The sequence below is a fragment of the Corallococcus caeni genome (assembly GCF_036245865.1).
Taxonomy (GTDB): domain Bacteria; phylum Myxococcota; class Myxococcia; order Myxococcales; family Myxococcaceae; genus Corallococcus; species Corallococcus caeni.
In genome coordinates, this window is record NZ_BTTW01000002.1 from 1,444,763 (window position 1) to 1,465,980 (window position 21,218).

General features: G+C 69.9%; 19 protein-coding genes. 9 read left to right on the forward strand and 10 right to left on the reverse strand.

The window, feature by feature from the left end:
* The first annotated feature begins 65 nt into the window (after positions 1 to 65).
* Both AABA78_RS13950 and AABA78_RS13955 read left to right on the forward strand, forming a co-directional pair.
* Positions 66 to 602: a hypothetical protein gene (locus AABA78_RS13950; protein ID WP_338263501.1), complete on the forward strand. Its 537-nt coding sequence runs from the start codon at positions 66 to 68 to the stop codon at positions 600 to 602.
* Positions 603 to 789: 187 nt separating this feature from the next.
* Complete coding sequence (locus AABA78_RS13955) at positions 790 to 1,368, forward strand: hypothetical protein (protein WP_338263502.1); 579 nt, start codon at positions 790 to 792, stop codon at positions 1,366 to 1,368.
* 14 nt (positions 1,369 to 1,382) lie between these two features.
* Here the strand turns inward: AABA78_RS13955 and AABA78_RS13960 are convergent, their stop codons facing one another.
* Positions 1,383 to 2,135 (reverse strand): ferritin-like domain-containing protein, encoded by a 753-nt coding sequence (locus AABA78_RS13960; RefSeq protein WP_338263503.1) that lies wholly within the window; start codon positions 2,133 to 2,135, stop codon positions 1,383 to 1,385.
* 97 nt (positions 2,136 to 2,232) lie between these two features.
* Entirely contained in the window at positions 2,233 to 3,171 is a 939-nt protein-coding gene (locus AABA78_RS13965; RefSeq protein ID WP_338263504.1) for an AraC family transcriptional regulator, read from the reverse strand.
* A gap of 156 nt (positions 3,172 to 3,327) precedes the next feature.
* Between AABA78_RS13965 and AABA78_RS13970 the strand changes: the two genes are divergently transcribed.
* Positions 3,328 to 4,068 (forward strand): SDR family oxidoreductase, encoded by a 741-nt coding sequence (locus tag AABA78_RS13970; protein WP_338263505.1) that lies wholly within the window; start codon positions 3,328 to 3,330, stop codon positions 4,066 to 4,068.
* A 162-nt stretch (positions 4,069 to 4,230) separates the two neighbouring features.
* On the forward strand, positions 4,231 to 5,361 hold the full coding sequence (locus tag AABA78_RS13975; protein WP_338263507.1) for a hypothetical protein: 1,131 nt from the start codon (positions 4,231 to 4,233) through the stop codon (positions 5,359 to 5,361).
* A 52-nt stretch (positions 5,362 to 5,413) separates the two neighbouring features.
* Here the strand turns inward: AABA78_RS13975 and AABA78_RS13980 are convergent, their stop codons facing one another.
* From AABA78_RS13980 to AABA78_RS13995, 4 genes are all read right to left on the reverse strand, one after another.
* Entirely contained in the window at positions 5,414 to 8,881 is a 3,468-nt protein-coding gene (locus AABA78_RS13980) for a methylmalonyl-CoA mutase family protein (protein ID WP_171416466.1), read from the reverse strand.
* A gap of 75 nt (positions 8,882 to 8,956) precedes the next feature.
* The gene (gene meaB, locus AABA78_RS13985; protein WP_338263508.1) at positions 8,957 to 9,940 is read right to left on the reverse strand and encodes a methylmalonyl Co-A mutase-associated GTPase MeaB; all 984 of its coding nucleotides are present in this window, start codon (positions 9,938 to 9,940) and stop codon (positions 8,957 to 8,959) included.
* Positions 9,937 to 12,123 carry a methylmalonyl-CoA mutase gene (gene scpA / locus AABA78_RS13990; RefSeq protein ID WP_338263510.1) on the reverse strand — a complete coding sequence of 729 codons (2,187 nt, stop codon included), beginning with the start codon at positions 12,121 to 12,123 and terminating at the stop codon, positions 9,937 to 9,939. Before scpA ends, meaB begins: the two co-directional genes overlap by 4 nt.
* Positions 12,123 to 14,006: a methylmalonyl-CoA mutase family protein gene (locus AABA78_RS13995; RefSeq protein WP_338263511.1), complete on the reverse strand. Its 1,884-nt coding sequence runs from the start codon at positions 14,004 to 14,006 to the stop codon at positions 12,123 to 12,125. The genes scpA and AABA78_RS13995 overlap by 1 nt, the downstream gene beginning before the upstream one ends.
* 239 nt (positions 14,007 to 14,245) lie before the next feature.
* On the opposite strand from AABA78_RS13995, the gene AABA78_RS14000 reads away from it, so the two are divergent.
* Together AABA78_RS14000 and AABA78_RS14005 are read left to right on the forward strand one after the other, a co-directional pair.
* Entirely contained in the window at positions 14,246 to 14,599 is a 354-nt protein-coding gene (locus AABA78_RS14000; protein WP_171416946.1) for a hypothetical protein, read from the forward strand.
* 85 nt (positions 14,600 to 14,684) lie between these two features.
* Positions 14,685 to 14,873 (forward strand): hypothetical protein, encoded by a 189-nt coding sequence (locus AABA78_RS14005; RefSeq protein ID WP_338263512.1) that lies wholly within the window; start codon positions 14,685 to 14,687, stop codon positions 14,871 to 14,873.
* 1 nt (position 14,874) lies between these two features.
* Here AABA78_RS14005 and AABA78_RS14010 read toward each other — a convergent pair whose 3' ends face one another.
* Complete coding sequence (locus AABA78_RS14010) at positions 14,875 to 15,723, reverse strand: NAD(P)H-binding protein (protein ID WP_338263513.1); 849 nt, start codon at positions 15,721 to 15,723, stop codon at positions 14,875 to 14,877.
* The gene (locus tag AABA78_RS14015) at positions 15,720 to 16,157 is read right to left on the reverse strand and encodes a nuclear transport factor 2 family protein (RefSeq protein ID WP_338263515.1); all 438 of its coding nucleotides are present in this window, start codon (positions 16,155 to 16,157) and stop codon (positions 15,720 to 15,722) included. Before AABA78_RS14015 ends, AABA78_RS14010 begins: the two co-directional genes overlap by 4 nt.
* 94 nt (positions 16,158 to 16,251) lie before the next feature.
* Here AABA78_RS14015 and AABA78_RS14020 point away from each other — a divergent pair, with 94 nt between their 5' ends.
* Together AABA78_RS14020 and AABA78_RS14025 are read left to right on the forward strand one after the other, a co-directional pair.
* A complete protein-coding gene (locus AABA78_RS14020; protein ID WP_338263516.1) occupies positions 16,252 to 17,217 on the forward strand; it encodes an AraC family transcriptional regulator in 966 nt (321 codons plus the stop codon).
* A 566-nt stretch (positions 17,218 to 17,783) separates the two neighbouring features.
* Positions 17,784 to 19,151, forward strand: a complete 1,368-nt coding sequence (locus AABA78_RS14025; RefSeq protein ID WP_338263517.1) for a glycoside hydrolase family 26 protein — start codon at positions 17,784 to 17,786, stop codon at positions 19,149 to 19,151.
* 120 nt (positions 19,152 to 19,271) lie between these two features.
* Here AABA78_RS14025 and AABA78_RS14030 read toward each other — a convergent pair whose 3' ends face one another.
* Complete coding sequence (locus AABA78_RS14030; RefSeq protein ID WP_338263519.1) at positions 19,272 to 19,859, reverse strand: TetR family transcriptional regulator; 588 nt, start codon at positions 19,857 to 19,859, stop codon at positions 19,272 to 19,274.
* Between the two features lie 96 nt (positions 19,860 to 19,955).
* Between AABA78_RS14030 and AABA78_RS14035 the strand changes: the two genes are divergently transcribed.
* Positions 19,956 to 20,828 carry an oxidoreductase gene (locus AABA78_RS14035; protein WP_338263521.1) on the forward strand — a complete coding sequence of 291 codons (873 nt, stop codon included), beginning with the start codon at positions 19,956 to 19,958 and terminating at the stop codon, positions 20,826 to 20,828.
* Between the two features lie 3 nt (positions 20,829 to 20,831).
* Here AABA78_RS14035 and AABA78_RS14040 read toward each other — a convergent pair whose 3' ends face one another.
* A complete protein-coding gene (locus AABA78_RS14040; RefSeq protein ID WP_338263522.1) occupies positions 20,832 to 21,206 on the reverse strand; it encodes a GFA family protein in 375 nt (124 codons plus the stop codon).
* Between the last annotated feature and the right edge of the window lie 12 nt (positions 21,207 to 21,218).

Here is a 21,218-nt window from a genome sequence, read left to right on the forward strand (position 1 = left end):
ATGGCAGGAGTTGCAGGGAGCCCGGGCTCCGCCGGGTCCCCGGTCCTCCGGCTAGGATACGGGCCATGTCCCGTCCGCCGCGCACCGTGCTGCCGCTGCTGGCCTGCGCCCTCTGCGTCTCCTCCTGCTACTGGCTGGACAACCTGCCCAGGGCCTCGGGTGAATGCGTGGGCACGCATCAGGGACGGCGCGTGCACTGGCCCCTCCTGGAGGAGTCCTCGCTGGTGCACCGCTCCGAGCAGGGCGAGCTGCCGGACACCTTCGTCGACCTGGACTACACGCCGGACGGCGAGCCGGCGCTGGAGGGCTTCGGCGTGGACATCCACCTGGTGGAGGGCGCCCGGGTGGAGGAGGACCGGACGGTGGGGCTCCATCCCCAGCAGGGGCAGCTGGTGCCCGCGGAGCCGTCACTGGTGACGCGGTGGGTGGGGAACATCGGCGGGTCGTCCGGCTACCTCGCCGTGCCGGGCGTCCCGGTGGAGGGCTCGGTGACGCTGGACGCGCTGTCGGGAGCGGCCGCGGAGGGCCACTTCGTCTACCGCTATGCCGACGGCGGCCAGCTGACGTGCACCTTCGAGGTGATTGTCGCCGCCAGCGAATGACGCGGTGGGACTGACAGGACGGGTGGGGGGCCTGGTTGGGATGGGCCGGATCCGCGAGTGGCGCGCGCACGTCGGCCCCCTCACGGAAGGCTTTCCCGCCGCGTCCGGCGTTCCGGTGGAGGGGGCGCTGGGACGACGACGATGACGACGACTGAGCCGTGCGCCGGCGTTTGTTAGTCTCAAGGCCATGGGCGTCCACGACTACCGATGCAGTGTCTGCGGTCCTCCCACGACGTACGCGTGCGGTGAGAAGACAGGCGAGGAGTGCGAGGAGGAGGGGATGGGCGATGACGAGGCCATCCTGGACCTGTTCTTCTTCGCCGCCGACGAGGCGCCGGAGGACGCCGACGCCTTCGAGGCGGCCCGGGGCCGCGCCCGGCGCACGCGGACGCAGCCCTTCGGCTACGACTGGGGCGAATGGGAGTTCGTCCCCAGCCTCAACTACCGGCAGCTGCTCATGGATGACGACGACGCCACGGGCGTCTGGCGCATCGAGCCGTTCGACGAGGACGAGAGCGACGGCAACCCCGTCTCGCTGGAGATTCCGGAGGACGAGCGCGTCTGGGTGGTCAACTACTGCTCCAAGTGCCATCCGCTGTTCGCGGAAGGCAAGCCGCCCCAGGACGAGCCCTGTCTGGAGTACCTCCGGGCCGTCGCCGAGAACCTGGAGCTGGACTTCGACGGCGTGAAGGGGAGCGCGGACAAGCCCGGCTTCATCGCCACCGTGCGGGAGCGGGTCGCGCGCAGGCGGCCGGTGTCCCGCTGAGCGCGGCAAGCGCCTCAGCCGGTGGAGACCCGCGCGGCGGCGGCGCGGAGGTCCTCCGGGAGGTTGGCGACCCAGTCGGTGACCTCTTCCAGGTGCAGCGTCTCCTCGCGCAGGACCTCGCGGAAGGCGTCCACCAGGTCGGACGGCCCCAATTCCTGGGTCAGGTCCACGAGCAGCGCCCAGCCGGCGTTGTTGAGGATCTCCGAGATGAGGACCGCGCGCAGCGCGTCCTGGAGCGTGGCGCACGGGTCGTCCACGGCGCGCAGCAGCCCATGCGTCCGCGGGTCGGCGCCGTCCCCGGACACCGTCACCTGGGCCGCGTCCATCCCGAGCCGGTAGATGCACTCGCGGACGAGGTTCAGGTGGTCCAGCTCCTGGTTGTGCAGCTCCACGAGCCGCTCCGGCGTGGGGCCTCCCGGGTAGCTGCCCAGGGCATGGGTCTTCACCAGGAGCCCCGCGTAGAGCCGTGAGCTGATCCGCTCGAAGGACAGCCGCTCCCGCAGCTGGGCGACGAAGATGAGGGGCGTGGGGTGATCCGCGGCCTGGAGGGCACTGCCCACCACCTCCTTGAAGTCCGGCAGGTGCAGCTCCCCCAGGTGCCCCGCGATGCGCATGAGGTTCACGCGCAGGAAGCGCACGGCGCTGCCGGAAGGGGACAGGGTCGGGTTGCGGAACAGCTCCTCCCGGGCCACCTGCTCCAGCTCCTCGGCGCTGAGCCGTGTCGCCGTGTGCTTCAGGCCCCAGTCACCACCTTCACCAGAAGACATCTCGGCCCTCCCCACGGGCATGCCTTCCAGCGCGATGGCCCGGAAGGGGGGCACAACGTGGAGACGATGCGCCCCCTCCGCCATTGGTACTGGGGTGCTATCGCGCCGCCGCCGGGGCGGAGCCCAGGGACTCGCGCAGCCTCGCGATGTCACGGGAGGGTGGCGCACCGAACATCCGGCTGTACTCGCGGCTGAACTGGGACGGGCTCTCGTAGCCCACGGAGTGGCCGGCCATCGCCGCGTCCATGGCCTGCGCCAGCATCAGGCGCCGGGCCTCCTGGAGCCGCAGCTGCTTCTGGTACTGCAGCGGGCTCATGGCGGTGACGGACTTGAAGTGGTGGTGGAGCGCGGACGGGCTCATGTGGACGGCGCGCGCCAGCCGTTCGATGCGCAGCGGCGCGGCGTAGTGCTCCTTGAGCCAGTGGATGGCGCGGGTGACGGACTCCCGGCGGCTGTCCGCCACGGCGATGCGCCGCAGCCGTTCGGAGTTCTCCCCGGACAGCAGCCGGTAGAGGATCTCTCGGATGACGAGCGGCGCGAGCACGGGGATGTCGCGCGGCGTGTCCAGCAGCCGCACCAGCCGCGCGGTCGCGTCCAGCAGCGGCGCGCCCACGGGGCCCAACGCCAGACCCCGGACCTTGTCCGTGGGGCCGGGCGCGTCCAGCTCCGCCTCCATCATCAGGCTGCCCAGCTGCCCGGGCTCCAGGTCCAGCCGGAAGCACAGGTAGGGCGCGGCGGGCGAGGCCTCCACCACCTGCCCCGTGACGGGCAGGTCCACGGACGCGACGAGGCACTGGTCCGGGCCATAGACATACAGCTCGTCGCCCAGGAGCACCTGCTTGCGGCCCCGCGCCACGATGCACAGCGCCGGTTCCTGCAGCGCGTGCAGCGGCGTGGAGGGCTGGGACGCGCGGATGAGCACCACGCGGGGGATGGCGGTGGCGTGGATGCCGTCCGTGGGCGTGTGGCGCTCCAGGAGCGTCGCCAGCTCGGACAGGTGCGGGCTCAGGGCGGAGTCGGGGCGGGCAGTGGGCATGCACGCCGGTTCTAACCCCGGACGGAAGCGGGTGCTCGTGCAGGAATGGGCAAGGGTCCGCGAGCATCCGGATACCGCCGTCCCCGCGCTCCTTGAGAGGGTGCGTTCATCCCCGGCGCCCTCTTCGCGCCGGGCCTTCCACAGGGGACGAACGCGATGACGACGGACATCCAGGGCAAGGTGGTGGCCATCACCGGAGCGAGCAGCGGCATTGGCGAGGCGACAGCTCGCCTGCTCGCCAGTCAGGGCGCGAAGGTGGTGCTGGGCGCGCGCCGGGCGGACCGGCTGGAGGCGCTGACGGGCGAGCTGAGGGCGAAGGGCGGTGAGGCTCGCTACAAGGCGCTGGACGTGACGAAGCGCGAGGACGTGGACGCCTTCGTGGCCTTCACGCTGAAGGAGTACGGGCGGCTGGACGTGCTCATCAACAACGCGGGGGTGATGCCGCTGTCGAAGCTGGACGAGCTGAAGGTGGACGAGTGGAACCGGATGATCGACGTGAACATCCGGGGCGTGCTGCACGGCATCGCGGCGGGGCTGCCGGTGATGAAGCGCCAGAAGTCGGGGCAGTTCATCAACCTGTCTTCCATTGGCGGGCACTCGGTGGTCCCGACGGCGGCGGTCTACTGCGCCACGAAGTACGCGGTGCTGGCCATCTCCGAGGGGCTGCGCCAGGAGGTGGGCGCGGACCTCCGGGTGACGGTGATTTCTCCGGGAGTCACGCAGTCGGAGCTGGCGGAGAGCATCAGCGACGCGGCGTCGCGCGAGTACATGCGCGAGTTCCGCAAGGACGCGATTCCGGCGGATGCCATTGCCCGTGCCATCAGCTACGCCATCAGCCAGCCGGCGGACGTGGACGTGAGCGAAATCATCATCCGTCCCACGTCGAGTCCGTACTGAGCGTGGATTGGCGGAATGTCAGCCCTCGCATAGGGTGGGCGTCCTCTCAAAGGTATGCCCATTCTGAAACGACCTCTGTCTGCCTTCGTGCTCGGCGCCTGCCTGTTGGCGCTGGGCGCTTGTGATTCGAACTCCAACCCCTCACCTGACGCGGGACCTGGCGTGGACGCCGGGACCGACGCCGGCACCGACCCGGATGCGGGCTCGGATGCCGATGCCGGCACGGACGCCGGCTCGACGGGCGGCATCCCGGAGGGCCATGTGCTGCTGACGCCGTCCGCGACGGAGGTCCACCGCGTTGCGTGGGGACGCGTGGAGACCCCGCTCCGGTTCGCCTTCGTGCCCCAGGCCGGGCACCACTACGACCTCATCGTCGAGGCCGGTTCCGATGGCTACGTCCTGGAGATGCGGGACGAGGCAGGGAAGTCGCTCGACTACGGCATCCCGAACCGGGGCGTCAGCTCCACCCCCCATGCGTGGCATTGGTCCGGGCTCACGGGAGGCGCCGTCCATACGGTGGAGGTCGCGTGGTACTCCGAGTACTCCGAAGCCCCCGTGGCGCCCTTCTCCTTCCGCTTCGTGGACACGGGCCTGGACGACCATGGCGACCTCTTTGCCACGGCGACGCCCTGGACGCCCTCGGAGCAGGTCCTGACGGGGGCCGGTGAGCACTGGGGTGAGCGGGATCTGCTCTCCTTCCAGACCGTGGCGGGCAACGTCTACGCGCTCGAGTGCACCTTCCCCACCCCTTACTGGCAGCTCGCCATCCTCAACTCGCGCGGACAGGACTACGGCCCCACGGACAACGGCTCCTTCGAGGAGACCCAGGCCGCCGCGGCCTTCAAGTCTCCGGGGGGCGTGTTCTACGCACTCATCAAGGACCAGAAGGACAACACCTCCACCCAGCCGTACACCTGCGTCTTGAGGGGCATGGGGGCGGAGGACCACGGGGACACCCTGGAGACCGCCACCGCGCTCTCGGCGGGCACGGCGTCCGTGCAGGCGAAGATGGAGACCTTCACGGACAAGGATGTCTTCTCCCTGGGCGTCGTGGCCGGTCACCACTACCGGGTGTCCTGCACCATCGACGGTAACAAGCAATGCGAGGTCTGGAACATCGAGCCGGGCAGCACCTCCCCGGGCCCGTCGGGCAGTGACCGCACCGTCACGGTCTTCAAGACGTCCCAGGCCACGCACTTCGTGCGCGTGAACATCAATCCGGTCGTCCCGACGCGCTGGGTGGAGGGCCACTACACCCTCCAGTTCGAGGACCTGGGCACGAACGCCCCCTGATGCAGCCCACGCCGCGGTCCCGGGACAGCTGCCCGGGACCGCGGTGCTTGCATCACATGTTGCGCCGGTACTGGCCGCCCACCTCGTACAGCGCGCGGGACAGCTGGCCCAGCGTGCACACCTTGCAGGCGTCCATCAGCGCGCCGAACACGTTGCCGTTGTCCAGGGCCGCGCGGCGCACCGCCTCCAGCGCGGCGGGGGCCGTCTTCGCGTTGCGCTTCCAGAAGGCGTCACGCGCGGTGATGGCGTAGTCCTTCTCGTCCTTCGTCGCGCGAATCACCTCCGGCGGCGTCACCGTGGGCGAGCCCTTCGGATCCAGGAAGGTGTTCACGCCGATGATGGGCAGCGTCCCGTCGTGCTTCTGCATCTCGTAGTAGAGCGACTCCTCTTGAATCTTGGAGCGCTGGTACATGCGCTCCATGGCGCCCAGCACGCCGCCGCGCTCGGAGATGGCGCGGAACTCGTTGAGCACCGCCGCCTCCACCAGGTCCGTCAGCTCCTCGATGATGAACGAGCCCTGGTTGGGGTTCTCGTTCTTCGACAGGCCGAACTCCTTGTTGATGACCAGCTGGATGGCCAGCGCGCGCCGCACGCTCTCCTCCGTGGGCGTGGTGATGGCCTCGTCGTAGGCGTTCGTGTGCAACGAGTTGCAGTTGTCGTTGAGCGCCAGCAACGCCTGCAGCGTGGTGCGGATGTCGTTGAAGGCAATCTCCTGCGCGTGCAGGGACCGGCCGGACGTCTGGATGTGATACTTCAGCTTCTGCGACCGGTCGTTGCCGCCGTACTTGTCCCGGATGGCCTTGGCCCAGATGCGGCGGGCCACGCGCCCCAGCACCGCGTATTCCGGGTCCATGCCGTTGGAGAAGAAGAACGACAGGTTGGGCGCGAAGTCGTCGATGTGCATCCCGCGCGACAGGTAGTACTCGACGAAGGTGAAGCCGTTCGCCAGCGTGAACGCGAGCTGGGAGATGGGGTTCGCCCCGGCCTCCGCGATGTGGTACCCGCTGATGGACACCGAGTAGAAGTTCCGCACCTTCTGGTCGATGAAGTACTGCTGGATGTCGCCCATCACGCGCAGGGCGAACTCCGTGGAGAAGATGCAGGTGTTCTGCGCCTGGTCCTCCTTGAGGATGTCCGCCTGCACCGTGCCGCGCACCGCCTGGAGCGTGGACGCGCGGATCTTCGCGTAGACCTCCGGCGGCAGGACCTCGTCACCGGACACGCCCAGCAGCAACAGCCCCAGCCCGTCGTTGCCCTGGGGCAATTCGCCCTGGTAGCGCGGACGCGGCAGGCCGCGCTCCTGGTAGAGCGCGTCGATCTTCTTCTCGACCTCGTCCACCTTGCCGTTCGCGCGGATCCACTTCTCGCACTGCTGGTCCACCGCGGCGTTGAGGAAGAAGCCCAGCAGCATGGGCGCCGGGCCGTTGATGGTCATGGACACGGACGTGGACGGGTCCGCCAGGTCGAAGCCGGAGTAGAGCTTCTTCGCGTCGTCCACGTTCGCGATGGACACTCCCGAGTTGCCCACCTTGCCGTAGATGTCCGGCCGGTGGTCCGGGTCCTCGCCGTACAGCGTCACCGAGTCGAACGCCGTGGACAGGCGCTTCGCGGGCAGGCCGCGAGACACGTAGTGGAAGCGCTTGTTGGTGCGCTCCGGGCCGCCCTCGCCCGCGAACATGCGCGCGGGGTCCTCGCCCTCGCGCTTGAGCGGGAAGACGCCCGCGGTGAACGGGAAGGCGCCCGGCGCGTTCTCCCGCAGGAGCCACGTCAGGATGTCGCCCCAGTCCTCGTACTTGGGCAGGGCAATCTTGGGCACGCGCAGGTGCGACAGCGTCTCGCTGATGAGGTCCAGCTCGATGACCTTGTCGCGCACCTGGAACTGGTACTTGGACGCGGCGTAGCGCTTCTTCGTCGCCGGCCACTCGGCCAAGAGGCGCCGGCAGTCCGCGTGCAGGCGGCTCTCCAGGTCCTGGTACAGCGCCACCAGGTCGCCCAGGTACGCGGGCTCGCCCTCCACGCGCTCCGTCACCTGCACCACGTCGCCAGCGTCCTTGGGCTCGACGATCTCCAGCTTCTTCTTGCCCACGTTCTGGCGCAGGGCCTGGATGGTGCCGTGCAGCTGGTACATGCGCCGGGCGATGGCGGCCTGGGCGCGCACGAAGCCGTCGTAGGACTCGCAGGCCTCGACGATCTCCGCCAGGTAGCGCGTGCGCTCCGGGGGGATGATCCACTTCTTCTCGCTCATGCCGGGCGTGAGGGAGAACCGGCTGTCCAGCGTCGCGCCCGTCTTCTTCACCAGCGCGTCGATGAGGGCCCGGTAGAGCGTGTTCATGCCCGGGTCGTTGAACTGCGACGCGATGGTGCCGTACACGGGCACCGCGTCGTCGTTCAGCGTGAAGGCGTTGTGGTTGCGCTTCCACTGCTTCTTCACGTCGCGCAGCGCGTCCAGCGACCCGCGCTTGTCGAACTTGTTGATGGCGATGACGTCCGCGAAGTCGAGCATGTCGATCTTCTCGAGCTGCGTCGCCGCGCCGTACTCGGCCGTCATCACGTAGAGCGCCACGTCCGAGTGCTCGGTGATTTCGGTGTCCGACTGCCCGATGCCGGAGGTCTCCACCACGATGAGGTCGAAGCCCGCCGCCTTGCAGACTTCAATGGAGTGGGCGACGTGCCGGGACAGCGCCAGGTTGCTCTGACGGGTGGCCATCGAGCGCATGTAGACGCGCGGGTTGTCGATGGCGTTCATGCGGATGCGGTCGCCCAGGAGCGCGCCGCCGGACTTGCGCTTGGACGGGTCCACGGAGAGCACCGCCAGGGTCTTGTCCGGGAAGTCCGCCAGGAAGCGGCGCACCAGCTCGTCCACCAGGCTGGACTTGCCGGCGCCGCCCGTGCCCGTGATGCCCAGCACGGGCACCCGGGGGGCGTCCGCGACGGCGGTCTTCAGCGCGGCGCGCAGCTCCTCGCCCGCGTCCGCGAAGTTCTCCGCGATGGTGATGAGCGACGCGATGCGCTCCGGCTCGCGGGGGAGGGGCTGCTTCAGGAGGCCCTTGTAGTCCGCCGGGCGCTTCTCGAAGTCACACTGGGAGATGAGGTCGTCGATCATCCCCTGCAGGCCCATGGCGCGGCCGTCGTCCGGGGAATAGATGCGCGCGACGCCGTACTGGTGCAGCTCCTCGATCTCCGAGGGGAGGATGGTGCCGCCGCCGCCGCCGAACACCTTGATGTTCGCGCCGCGCTCGCGCAGCAGGTCGATCATGTACTTGAAGTACTCGACGTGGCCGCCCTGGTAGGACGTGAGGGCGATGCCCTGGGCGTCCTCCTGGATGGCGCAGTCCACGATTTCAGCCACGGACCGGTTGTGGCCCAGGTGGATGATCTCCGCGCCGGAGGACTGCATCAGGCGGCGCATCACGTTGATGGCCGCGTCGTGCCCGTCAAACAGGCTGGCGGCCGTGACGATGCGGACGTGGTGGCGGGGCCGGTACGGCTGGGGAGCGGTGGTCGGTTGGGGGTGTCGCACGGGCGTACACTAGGAGTGCGGTGCAGGCCCGGCAAGCGATTGAGACAGGCGTTGGCCTTTGAACGACGCGGCTTGTCAGGCCTGCGATTGCGGCAGGAACGCGCCCAGCACACGCAGTGCGGCGGAGGTGGGCGTCGCGCGGCCTTCGCGTACGGCCTGCTCCAGGACGGGCACCAGGGCGGCCACCTCGGGGTGCGCCCGCAGGGCTGCTCGCAGGCCATCGTGCACCATGGCCCACATCCAGCCCACCTGCTGCTGGGTGCGCCGGTGCTGCAGTTCTCCAGAGGCCTCGCGCTTCGCGACGACGTCCTCCACGGAGGCCCACAGCGTGTCGATGCCGGTGCCCTCCATGGCGCTGCACGTGGTGACCACCGGCTCCGCGCCGGGGCGCATCAGGTGCAGGGCGGCGCGGTACTCGGCGCGGGCCCGCGTGGCGCGCGGCAGGTTGTCGCCGTCCGCCTTGTTGATGGCCACCATGTCCGCCACTTCGAGGATGCCGCGCTTGATGCCCTGCAGCTCGTCCCCGGCGCCCGCGAGCATCAGCACCAGGTAGAAGTCCACCAGGTCCGCGACCATGGTCTCGGACTGGCCCACGCCCACCGTCTCCACCAGCACCACGTCGAAGCCCGCGGCCTCGCACAAGAGCAGCGTCTCCCGCGTCTTGCGCGCGACGCCGCCCAGCGTGCCGCTGGAGGGGCTGGGGCGGATGTACGCGGCCTGTTCCCGCGCCAGCCGGTACATGCGCGTCTTGTCGCCCAGGATGCTGCCTCCCGTGATGCTGCTGGACGGGTCGATGGCGAGCACCGCCACCTTGTGGCCGCCTCCCACCAGGTGCATGCCCAGCGCGTCGATGAAGGTGCTCTTGCCCACGCCGGGCACGCCGCTGATGCCCACGCGGCGGCTCCTGCCGGTGTGGGGCAGCAGCTTCGTGAGCACCTCCTGCGCGAGCCCGGCGTGCTTCGGGTGCTCGCTCTCCACCAGGGTGATGGCGCGCGCGAGCACCGCCCTGTCGCCCGCGCGCACGCCGTCCACGTAGGTGTCCGCGGGCAGCAGCTTCACGCCGCCTCCTGCTCGGCGGCCAGCTTGTCGAGCAGCTCGATGGCGGCCTTCGCGATGACGGTGCCCGGGCCGAAGATGGCGGCCGCTCCCGCGGCGCGAAGCGCGTCGTAGTCCTGGGGCGGGATGACGCCGCCCACCACGACCATGATGTCCTCGCGGCCCAGGGCCTTGAGCGCGTGCTTGAGCTGCGGCACCAGCGTGAGGTGGCCCGCGGCCAGCGACGACGCGCCCACCACGTGCACGTCGTTCTCCACCGCCTGGCGCGCGGACTCCTCGGGCGTCTGGAACAGCGGCCCGATGTCCACGTCGAAGCCCAGGTCCGCGAACGCGGTGGCGATGACCTTCTGTCCGCGGTCGTGGCCGTCCTGGCCCATCTTCGCGATGAGGATGCGCGGCCGGCGGCCGAAGCGCGCCAGGAAGTCATCCGCCTTCGCCCGCGCCTCCGCGATGCCCTGCGCCTGTCCCGCTTCCGCTGAATACACGCCCGTCACCCCGCGCACGGTGGCCTCGTAGCGCCCGTAGACCTTCTCCAGGGCGTCGCTGATCTCCCCCACGGTGGCCTTCGCCCGAGCCGCGTCGATGGCCAGCGCCAGGAGGTTGCCCTCGTTGCGCCGACCCGCCTCGGTGAGCGCGTCCAGGCGGCGGCGGACCTCTTCGCCGTTGCGCTCCGCGCGCAGCTCGCGCAGGCGGGCAATCTGCGCCTCGCGCACGGCGGAGTTGTCCACCTTGAGGATTTCGATGTTGTCCGCGCGCTCCGGCGGGTACTTGTTCACGCCGATGATGGCCTGGCGTCCGGAGTCGATGCGCGCCTGCGTACGCGCGGCGGCCTCCTCGATGCGCAGCTTGGGCAGGCCCGCTTCAATGGCCTTGGTCATGCCGCCCAGCGCCTCCACCTCCTGGATGTGGCCCCAGGCCTTCTGCGCCAGCTCGTGCGTGAGGCGCTCCACGTAGTAGCTGCCGCCCCACGGGTCGATGACGCGGGTGGTGCCGCTCTCCAGCTGGAGGTAGAGCTGGGTGTTGCGGGCGATGCGCGCGCTGAAGTCCGTGGGCAGCGCGATGGCTTCATCCAGCGAGTTGGTGTGCAGGCTCTGGGTGTGGCCCTGCGTCGCGGCCATGGCCTCCACGCATGTGCGCACGACGTTGTTGTAGACGTCCTGCGCGGTGAGGCTCCAGCCGGACGTCTGGCAATGGGTGCGCAGCGCCAGGCTCTTGTCGCTCTTCGGGTTGAAGCCCTTGATGAGGCGGGCCCACAGGAGGCGGGCCGCGCGCATCTTGGCCACCTCCATGAAGAAGTTCATCCCGATGGCCCAGAAGAACGACAGGCGCGGGGCGAACGCGTCCACGCCCAGGCCGGCGGCGAGGCCCGCGCGCACGTACTCCACGCCGTCCGCGAGCGTGTAGCCCAGCTCCAGGTCCTGCGTCGCGCCGGCCTCCTGCATGTGGTAGCCGCTGATGCTGATGCTGTTGAAGCGCGGCATCCGCTCCGCCGTGAACTTGAAGATGTCCCCGATGATCCGCATGGAGGGACCGGGCGGATAGATGTACGTGTTGCGGACCATGAACTCCTTGAGGATGTCGTTCTGGATGGTCCCGCTGAGCTGCTCGGGCTTCACGCCCTGCTCCTCGGCCGCGACCACGTAGAGCGCGAGCACGGGGAGGACGGCGCCGTTCATCGTCATCGACACGCTCATCTGGTCGAGCGGGATGCGGTCGAACAGGATGCGCATGTCCTTGATGGAGTCGATGGCGACGCCCGCCATGCCCACGTCACCCGCGACGCGCGGGTGGTCGCTGTCGTAGCCGCGGTGCGTGGCCAGGTCGAACGCGATGGACAGGCCCTTCTGCCCGGCCGCGAGGTTGCGGCGGTAGAAGGCGTTGGACGCCTCCGCCGTGGAGAAGCCCGCGTACTGGCGCACCGTCCACGGCTGCTGCACGTACATGGTGGAGTAGGGGCCGCGCACGAAGGGCGGCAGGCCCGGCAGCGAGCCCAGGTGCGCCACGCCCTCCAGGTCCTCGCGGGTGTAGAGCGGCTTGACCGGGATGCCCTCGGGCGTGTCCCAGGCCTCCGCGGCGCGCGTGGCGTTGCTCGCGTGGGCGCGCTGCTTCTCGACGGCCGGCGAGGGCGTCTGGGTTTCGGAGGCGTCGAAGGCGACGCGGGAGAAGTCCGGAACGGTGGGGCGCATCAGGCCACTCCCAGTTGCGTGTGCAGCGTCTTCAGGAGTTGGAACAGGTCCGCTCCCGCGTAGAGGAAGAGGTCCACGCCGGCCGCGCGGAAGGCGGCCTCGTGTTCACCGGGGCGGCCCGCGACGGCGACCGTGCGGGCGCCCTTCGCCTTGAGGGCCGCGACATAGACAGGCACGGCCTCCGGGTAGAGGGCATCCGGCCCGGAGAGGACGGCCAGCGTCGTGCCCGCCTTCGCGAACAGCTCCGCGGCGGCGTTCGCGTCCGCGAAGCCGTGGTGCTCGTCGGCCTCGATGCCGCCCACCGCGAGCACGTTGGAAATCCACGTGGAGCGCGCGGTGTGCTCGGCCACGGTGCCCAGGTTCGCCATGAAGGCGCGCGGGCGGGCGCCGTGCGCCGCGTGGTAGCGGTCGCTCGCGTCGCGCAGGGACTCGAAGGCCTCCGCAACTCGGACGGGCTGCGGCGGGGTGACGGCGCCTGCACTGTTCGCGGGCGCGGCCGGGCGGGCCTCGCGCTGCACGGGGGCTTCGTGGAGGTGGGGGAACTCGCTGACGCCCACGATGGGGAGCTTGCGCGTGCGCACGGCCTTGTCGCGCGCGGTGCGCGTCTCCGTGAGGACGCGGGCCACGTCGCCCTGCGCGATGGCCTTGCCGATGCCGCCCAGCGCCTCGATGCGCTGGAGCTCCGTCCAGGCCGCGCGGGCGAACTCGCCGGTGAGCTGCTCCAGGTAGTAGCTGCCGCCCGCGGGATCCGCGACGCGGTTGAGGCTGGACTCGTCGCGCAGGATGAGCTGCGTGTTGCGCGCGAGCCGCCGACCCAGCTCGTCCGGCGTGCCCAGGGGCTCGTCGAAGGGGGACGTGCTCACGCTGTCCGCGCCGGCGACGACGGCGGCGAAGGACTCTGCGGTGCCGCGCAGGATGTTCACCCACGGGTCGCGCCGCGTCTTGGTGGCGCTGGCGGTGCGAGCGTGCAGCGCCATGGCCTGCGACTCCGGCGCACCGCCCGAAGCGGCGACGACCTTGGACCAGAGCAGCCGCGCCGCGCGCAGCTTGGCAATCTCGGGAAAGAACTGACCGCCCACGGACAGCGCGAACTGCATGGACCGCGCGGCCTCACCGGGGGACACGCCCGCGCGCTCCAGCTCTCGCAGGTACTCCACGCCGGTGGCGATGCTCCACGCCAGCTCGTGCACGGACGTTGCGCCCGCGTCCGCCCAGGGGCGCGACGACACCAGCAGCGCGCGCAGGCCCGGAGCGTCCTTGAGCAGCGACGTGACGAGGGGCGCGGCCTCCGCCAGCGTGCGGGCCACGTCCACCTTCGCGGCGCCGTGGCGAGCGAGCGCCGCGATGGGGTCGATGCCCAGGCTGCCGCGCAGGGTCTGCTTCGCGGCGCCGGCCTTCTTCGCCAGCACCTCTAGCAGCAGGGACGCGGGACGGAGCACGTCCGAGGTCGGCTCCAGGTGCACGGGCGTGCGGTCCAGCGGCACGTGCGCGAGCAGCCGCGCCAGCGTGGCCTCATCCCTCACGTCCAGGCCGAGGGGCGCGTCCAGCAGCAGCCACACGCCCTGCGTGCCGCGCTCCAGGTCGTCGCGCAGCACCTCGGCGGTCTCGGCCACGTCGGGGCCCGCGTACTCCTGGCACAGGAGCCAGCCGCCCTCGGTGTGACCCAGGGGCTGGGTGCCACGCACATAGGGCGCGACGCCGGGCGGTTCGGCCGGGGGCGGGGCGTCCTGGGGGGTGTAGAGGGGCTGGAGGGACAGGCCGCCTTCGAGAGGCGACTGGAGCACCGTGAAGGGCTTGCCCTTGAGGTCCTTGTCCACCAGCCGGCGCCACTCCTCGACGGAAGGGGGCGGGAAGTCCGCTGCGGTAAGAGGCACGTCAGCCATGCCCCTCCCATAGGCGCATTGCCCGCCCCGGGGCAATGGGATGGTGACGCCGCCCGCGCCGTACGCCCTGTACTGGGCGTCAGGCGCAACATCAGGCGAATATTGAAGTTAAATCATTTAATTCAATTAAATCTGATTAAGCAGCTTTGACATGAATTTTTACTGCTGGTAGGGATTGGACGTCCCGGGAGTCGCACTCCCATTGGCCCGGGACATCCCCCTTGCATGGAGGCGATGTGATGAAGCGTCAAAGCCTGTTCCTGGCCCTGCTGGTGCTGCCGCTGCTGGCGTGCGGTGGCGTGGACGTCGCGTCGGAGGACGTGGCGCCGGAAGTGGAGATGGGCAGCGTGGAGTCCCAGCTGCAGCCCAACTGGGCGTCGTGCAGTGGAGACTCGGACTGCACCTCCAACCGCTGTGGCTGCAACGGCGGCACGACCCGCGTGTGTCTGCCGAACGACACGTACCCGAAGCAGTGTGGCAACTGGACGGCGTGCACCAGCGATTCGCAGTGCACGTCCAACTGGTGCGGCTGCAACGGTGGGCAGGTGAAGGTCTGCCTGCCGAACAGCAGCTATCCGAAGACCTGCACCTGAGCCGTCCGCGCCGCCGTCCGCCCACCGGACGGTGGCGCCCGGGTGGGGAGCGAACGCAGTCGGGGAGCCCGTGGATTCATGAGCCATGAGCTCCGAGTCGAAGCCTGACCTTCGCAAGCCTGGCCTTGAAGGCCAGCTCGCGCTGGACGTGGGCGGCGGCGGTTGGGCGCAGTTCCTGGTGATGCCCACGTCCTTCGTGGGCGCCGCCTGCTTCATCGCAGGGCTCACGGGCCTGCTGACGGGCGCCCATGGGACCGCACGGCCTTTTGGGTGAATCAGCGCCGGACGTCCAGGTGCGCCCGGGCGAATGACTCGAAGTCGCGCGGCGCGCGGCCGGTGACGCGCAGCACGGTGTCCGTCACGCGGTCCTCGGCGCCGTCACGGATGGACGTGTCGAGCAGCGTGAGGAAGCGCGCATAGACCTCCGGCATGCCGGACGCTTGAAGGTGCCGCTGTGCCTCCTCCGGCGTCGCGTGCACGTGCCGGATGTCGCGGCCCGACACCCGGGACAGGATGGCCGCGACGTCGTCGTAGCTCAGCGCCTGGGGCCCGGTGATGACGTGCGCGGTGTCATGGGACGCGGCATCCGCGAGCGCACGGACGCCCACCGCCGCGATGTCTCCCGCGTCCACGAAGCCCACCCGTCCCTGGCCGGTGGCCGTCACCAGCGTGCCGTCGCGCCGGAGGCCGGCGTCGTGATGGTGGCCGGGGTTGGTGAAGTTCTGCATGAACCATGACGGCTGGAGCACGCTCCACTCCGGCGCATGCGTGCGCAGGAAGCGGTGCACCTGCCCCAGCCCCGGGGCCCCCTCTGGAACGGCGGACGCGGAGAGCAGGACGACCCGCCGCACGCCGCCGGCCAGCGCGCGCTCCAGGACGGGAATCATGAGCACGGACGGGTCCTCCACCAGCCCGGGCGCGAGGACGTACATCCGGTCCACGCCCTCCAGCGCGGCCCCATGCGTGGACGGGTCCGCCCAGTCGAAGCGCACGTGCTCCGCTGCGGCGACGGGCGGCCGCGGGTCGCGCGTGGCGGTGCGTACCGTGAAGCCCTCCGCCGTGAGCCCCGCCGCGATGGGACGTCCCGTGTTGCCGGCCGCTCCGATGACGAGGATGCGCGTCATGCCTGCTCCCGGGTGAAGGACTCGAAGGTGCCCCGGGGCGCGGCCAGCGGGTTCCAGTACTCGCGGTAGTGCACGATGCGGCCGTCGCGCACCTGCATCCGCATCACGTAGTCCTGTTCGTAGGGGATGTTCCCGGGCTGCAGCGTCGCGGTGCCGTGCACCTCCAGCCAGCCCGTCGTGGGGTCCACGCTGGGGTAGCGCCGGACGTTCGTGAAGGTGAGCCCCTGGAAGTGCTGCGTGATGGGCGCGAAGTAGGCGCGGATGGCGGAGCTGCCCTCCAGCCGCGCAGGCCCGCCGAGCGAGGGGGCGTAGGGGAACTCGACGACGGCGTCCTCCGTGAAGAGGGCGAGCCAGCGCTCGACGTCCGTGGCGATGAGCGCGAGGTGCGCGTCCATCAGCCGGTCCAGGTCAGGGGAAGGGGGAGTGCGGTCCATGTGTGGCCTCCAGCAAGAGGTGATGGACCAGGAATAGGGCGTCCGTTATGGACGCTCCATGTCACTGCGTCCAAAAGAACTGTCTTTCCGTCCAATGCCTCCGGACGAAAAGACCGACGTGGTCTCCGACGTGCTGGAGACGCTGCGGTTCAAGACGCTGCTCTTCGGCCGCTTCGAGCTGGGCGCTCCCTGGGCGGTGCGCATGCCCCGCAAGGCCAACGCGTCCTTCTACGTGGTGGCGCGCGGAAGCCTGCGCCTCCAGGTGGAGGGCTCGGCGAAGCCGGTGTTCCTGTCCGCCGGGGACGTGGTGCTGCTGCCCCGCGCGCCCGCGCACGTGCTGGATGACGGCGGCCGCCGCGCCCCCGCCGCGAGCGACTTCGTCCCAGCGCAGCTGCTCCGCCCGCCCACCACGCGGCTGGGTGGAGCAGGGCCGCTCACCACGCTGGTCACCGGCTGCTTCCAGTTCGGCGTGGACCCTGAGCATCCGCTGCTGCGGGCCTTCCCCTCCATCATCCGCCTGTCCACGCAGGAGGGGCAGGGGACGCCGTCGCTCGCCGCCACCGTGCAGCTCATCACCGCGGAGACCGCCCTGCCGGGGCCGGGGAGCGCGCTGGTGCTGGGCCGGCTGGCGGACGTGCTGCTCGTCCATGCGCTGCGGGCCCAGACGGCGCTGGCGGGAGCGCGGCAGGCGGGGTGGAAGGCGCTGGCGGATCCCGCCATCGGGAACGCGCTCGCGTTGATGCACGAGCAGCCCGGCACGCCCTGGACGGTGGAGCGGCTGGCGCAGGCCGTGGGCGTGTCGCGCTCCGGGTTCGCCGCGCGCTTCCACGCGCTGGTGGGCGAGACGCCCCTGCACTACCTGGCCCACTGGCGGATGATCCGCGCCGCGCGCTGGCTGCGGGAATCCACCGACAGCCTGGACACCATCGCCGAGCGCGCCGGCTATGAGAGCGCGCCCGCCTTCAGCAAGGCCTTCAAGCGGCGCTGGGGCGTGGGCCCCGGAGCCTATCGGCGTGCGCCCACCGACGGTGAAGCCGGCGGGCTCCGTGTCGACCTGTAACAGCCGCTGACGAAAGGAGAGGCTGTCCGCGCGTCAGATTTCAGCGCGAGCCTTTAGTAATAGCAGCGCCAGTAATCGTACCCTTCGCCGTCGCAATAGCAGTAGGCGTGGCCCACGCCCCCGGGGCGAATACACGTACGCGGGTTGGCCCCGGCGGATGGACATGACATGCCATCCAGCACATCGCACTCAAGCAACACCGAGGAGGTGACGTCGGCGCCGGGCTGAGGGGCCGTCTGGCTCGTCGTGTCATCCTCCGCCGTGGGCTCCATGGCGCCACCACAGCCAACGAGCAGCCCGAGCATCAACGCTGAAACAATTCCACGCATGTGTCCTCCGGGTTGAGAGTCATTGCGAGGGTAGCACTGCCTTGTGAGCAGGCTCAAAATTCCGAGCAATGTTTCGCAGTACGTCAGTACGGTGTCTGACAGGGGTCCTGAAAGCCCCTGCCGGAGAGCGGAGCCTGGACGGGGCCGGAACAGGGCCCGTCGACAGTTGCCAGGAGTTGCTAGCTGTAAATCATGTATAGCCTGCAAGGTCTTCTTTTTCCTTCCAGGGGTGTCCTCATGCATCCGGGCCTCAAGCGCTGCTTCGTCTCCGTTGCCGTGGTGTCCACGCTGTGTGCCGGGCTGATCGCTTCGGCGGATCCGCTGACGGGGGTGTACCGGGGCGAGGTGTATTCGCAGCCGAACGCGGTGAACGCGTACTCCACCTGGCTGGGCTTCGACGTGAAGATGGGCCAGGGGCACCAGGCGAAGGACTCGTGGGGCAACATCGAGAACCCGGGCTGGCAACTGGGCGCGTGGCGCACCTGGGTGAAGGCGAAGGCGGGCCGGCGCTTCAACTATTCGGTGGCGATGTTCCCCAGCGGGCAGGGCACGCTCGCGTCGTGCGCGGCGGGTTCGTATGACCAGCGCTTCAAGAACCTGGCGACCAACCTGGTGGCCTACGAGCTCCAGGGGACCCTCATCCGCCTGGGCTGGGAGTTCAGCGGCAGCTGGATGCCCTGGTACTCCGGCAACGGCCAGCAGGCGAACTTCGCCGCGTGCTTCCGCCGCATCGTGACGGCCATGCGCACGCAGCAGCCCAACGCGGGCTTCGAGTTCGACTGGAACCCGAACTACGACATCTCCGCCGCGGACCTGAGCGCCACGTACCCGGGCGACGCTTACGTCGACTACATCGGCCTGGACATGTACGACCAGGGCTGGAACGGCGCCTATCCGATTCCGGCGGGCTGCACGGGGTCGTGCGCGCTCACGCGGTGGCAGTCGGTGTGGAACGCCCAGTTCGGGCCGGCGCTGACGAAGTTCAAGAGCTTCGCCCAATCGCATAACAAGCGGCTGTCCGTGCCCGAGTGGGGCGTCAACGACGCGGCCACGAACGGCGGCGGGGATGACACGTACTACGTGCAGCAGATGCTGGCGTTCATCTTCGACCCGGCGAACAACGTGGGCTACCACTCGTACTTCGACATCCAGGCGGCGGACGGCCACCACCAGCTGTCCAGCGCGGACGCCAACGGCGGCAACACCTTCGTCACCGAGTTCCCCAACGCCGCCGCTGTCTTCAAGAATTACTACGCGGGCCTGAACCCGCAGCCCGCGCAGCTGTCCACCACGAAGGCCACGGTGAGCCCGGCGACGGTGACGCGCGGCCAGTCCTTCAACGTGACGGGCACCGTGACGTCCTCCACCGCGCGCACGCTGGTGGTGAAGTATGAGATCCGCAACGCGGTCGGCTCGGCGCTGGTGACATCCGCGCAGTACGTGAACCAGGTCTTCACCGCGGGCCAGACGCGCAGCTACACGTCCGCGTTCACCATTCCCACGTCGCTGAGCGCTGGCACCTACCGCGTGGACACGCTCGTCTACACGGCGGACTGGTCGCAGACGCTGCTGTACCGCAACGACACGACCTTCACCGTGAATTGAGCGGGCGGACGTCGGTGGGGCGGCGACGGCCTGCTCCAGGCCCTCGGTCCACTCCCGCGGGCACGACTCGTCAACGGCGAACGTGACCCTTGGACGAAGGGGGGAAGGACCCGCGGGGCCTCACGGCGTGGAGCTGTCGGGCGTCACCAGCAGCCGGACCGCCTCCACGACGGAGCGCCTGCGCCGGCGGAGCTCCGCGGGCGTGGGAGGGCTGCTGGTGGCGCAATAGGACAGAGGGAAGGCCCACGTCTTGGACAGCGCCAGCACCAGCGCCAGCAGCTCGTCCGCCGCGAAGTGCTTCGACACGAGCCCTTCCTTCTGGGCCTTCGCGATGGCGGCTGCCTTGTGCTGGTTGTTGCGCGCGACCGGCTCCGGGATGTCCACGGTGGGGCCGTGCTCCAACTCGTACCAGGTGGCCAGGCGCAGCACCTGCGGCCGGGCCTGGAAGCCGTCGAACAGCCGCCCCGCGTAGGCGGGCAGGTCCGCCGCGTCGATGGGCGTCTCACGCGCCACCTCCGCCACGTGCGCTTCGAACACGGCGTCGAACAGCTGCTCCTTGCTGCCGAAGTACGAATAGATGAGCGCCTTGTTGCACCCCGCCGCCGCCGCGATGCGGTCCACGCGCGCGCCCGCGATGCCCCGCTCCGAGAACTCCGCCGCGGCCGCCTCCAACAAGCGCTGCCGGGTCTTCTGCGCGTCTCCAGCCATGCCGCCCCACCATGCCCCAGCCCACTCCGGGTTGCACCCTTTCCGGGGGCCCTTTATATCTATGTAACCAACCAGTTAGTTGAAAGGATTCCCGCCATGGGTGCTCCCTCTGAGAAGTCCCTTGTCTGGCTCATCACCGGCTCCTCGCGGGGGCTGGGACGCAGCTTCGCGGAGGCCGTGCTGGCGGCCGGGCACCGGCTGGTGGCCACGGCGCGCAAGCCGGAGCAGCTGTCGTCGCTGGTGGAGCGCTACGGGGACCGGGTCCGCGCGGTGGCGCTGGACGTGACGAACCCCGAGCAGGCGAGGGCGGCGGTGAAGGCGGCGGTGGACGCGTTCGGCCGCCTGGACGTGGTGGTGAACAACGCGGGCTACGGCAGCCTCGCGCCCATCGAGCAGGTGACGGACGAGGACTTCCGCTCGCAGCTGGACACCAACCTGTTCGGGGTGATGAACGTGACGCGCGCGGCGCTGCCGGTCTTGCGCGAGCAGCGCTCCGGGCACGTCATCCAGGTGTCGTCCATTGGAGGCCGCCTGTCGACGCCGGGGCTGGGCGCGTATCAGGCCGCCAAGTGGGCCGTGGGGGGCTTCTCCGAGGTGCTGGCCAAAGAAGTGGCGCCCTTCGGCGTGAAGGTGACGGTGCTGGAGCCGGGCGGCTTCCGCACGGACTGGGCGGGGGCGTCCATGACCATCCCGGACTTCCGGCCGGAGTACGCGCCCACGGTGGGCGTGGTCGCGCAGCACATGCGTTCGCGCACGGGCAAGGAGCCGGGGGACCCGGACCGCGCGGCCCAGGTGCTGCTCCAGGTGGCCGCGATGGCGTCGCCGCCGCTGCACCTGGTGCTGGGCGGCGACGCGTTCGAGCTGTCGCAGGAGAAGCTGGACGCGCTCAAGACGGAGGACCAGAAGTGGAAGGACCTGTCGCTGTCCACCGACTTCCCGGAGGCCCGAGGGCCCGCCCCGCGCCTGTGACGGCTACCAGAGGTTGCGGCCGTCCACGAACCTCACGCGCACCGCGTCCAGGTTGAAGTCGTCGAACAGGCGCGCGTTGAGGCCCACCTTGAACTGGCCGGGCACGGGCGCGTTGTTCTCCCAGACGGGCGTGTCCGTCCAAGTGCCGCAGCCGCACTGCTGGCAGTGGTGGTGCGCGACGGGCGCGTTGCGGTCGTAGGTGGCCACCTGGTCGCGGCTCGTGAACTTCACCTGCTCCGGAGGGTAGTAGGCCCAGAGCACGCCGCGCTTGGAGCAGAAGGTGCAGTTGCAGCGGGTGACGTCCCTGGGCGGCGCGGTCACCTCGAACCGCGTCGCGCCGCAGTGACAGCTTCCCTTCAGGGGCGTGGCTTCGCTCATGCCGCCATCATC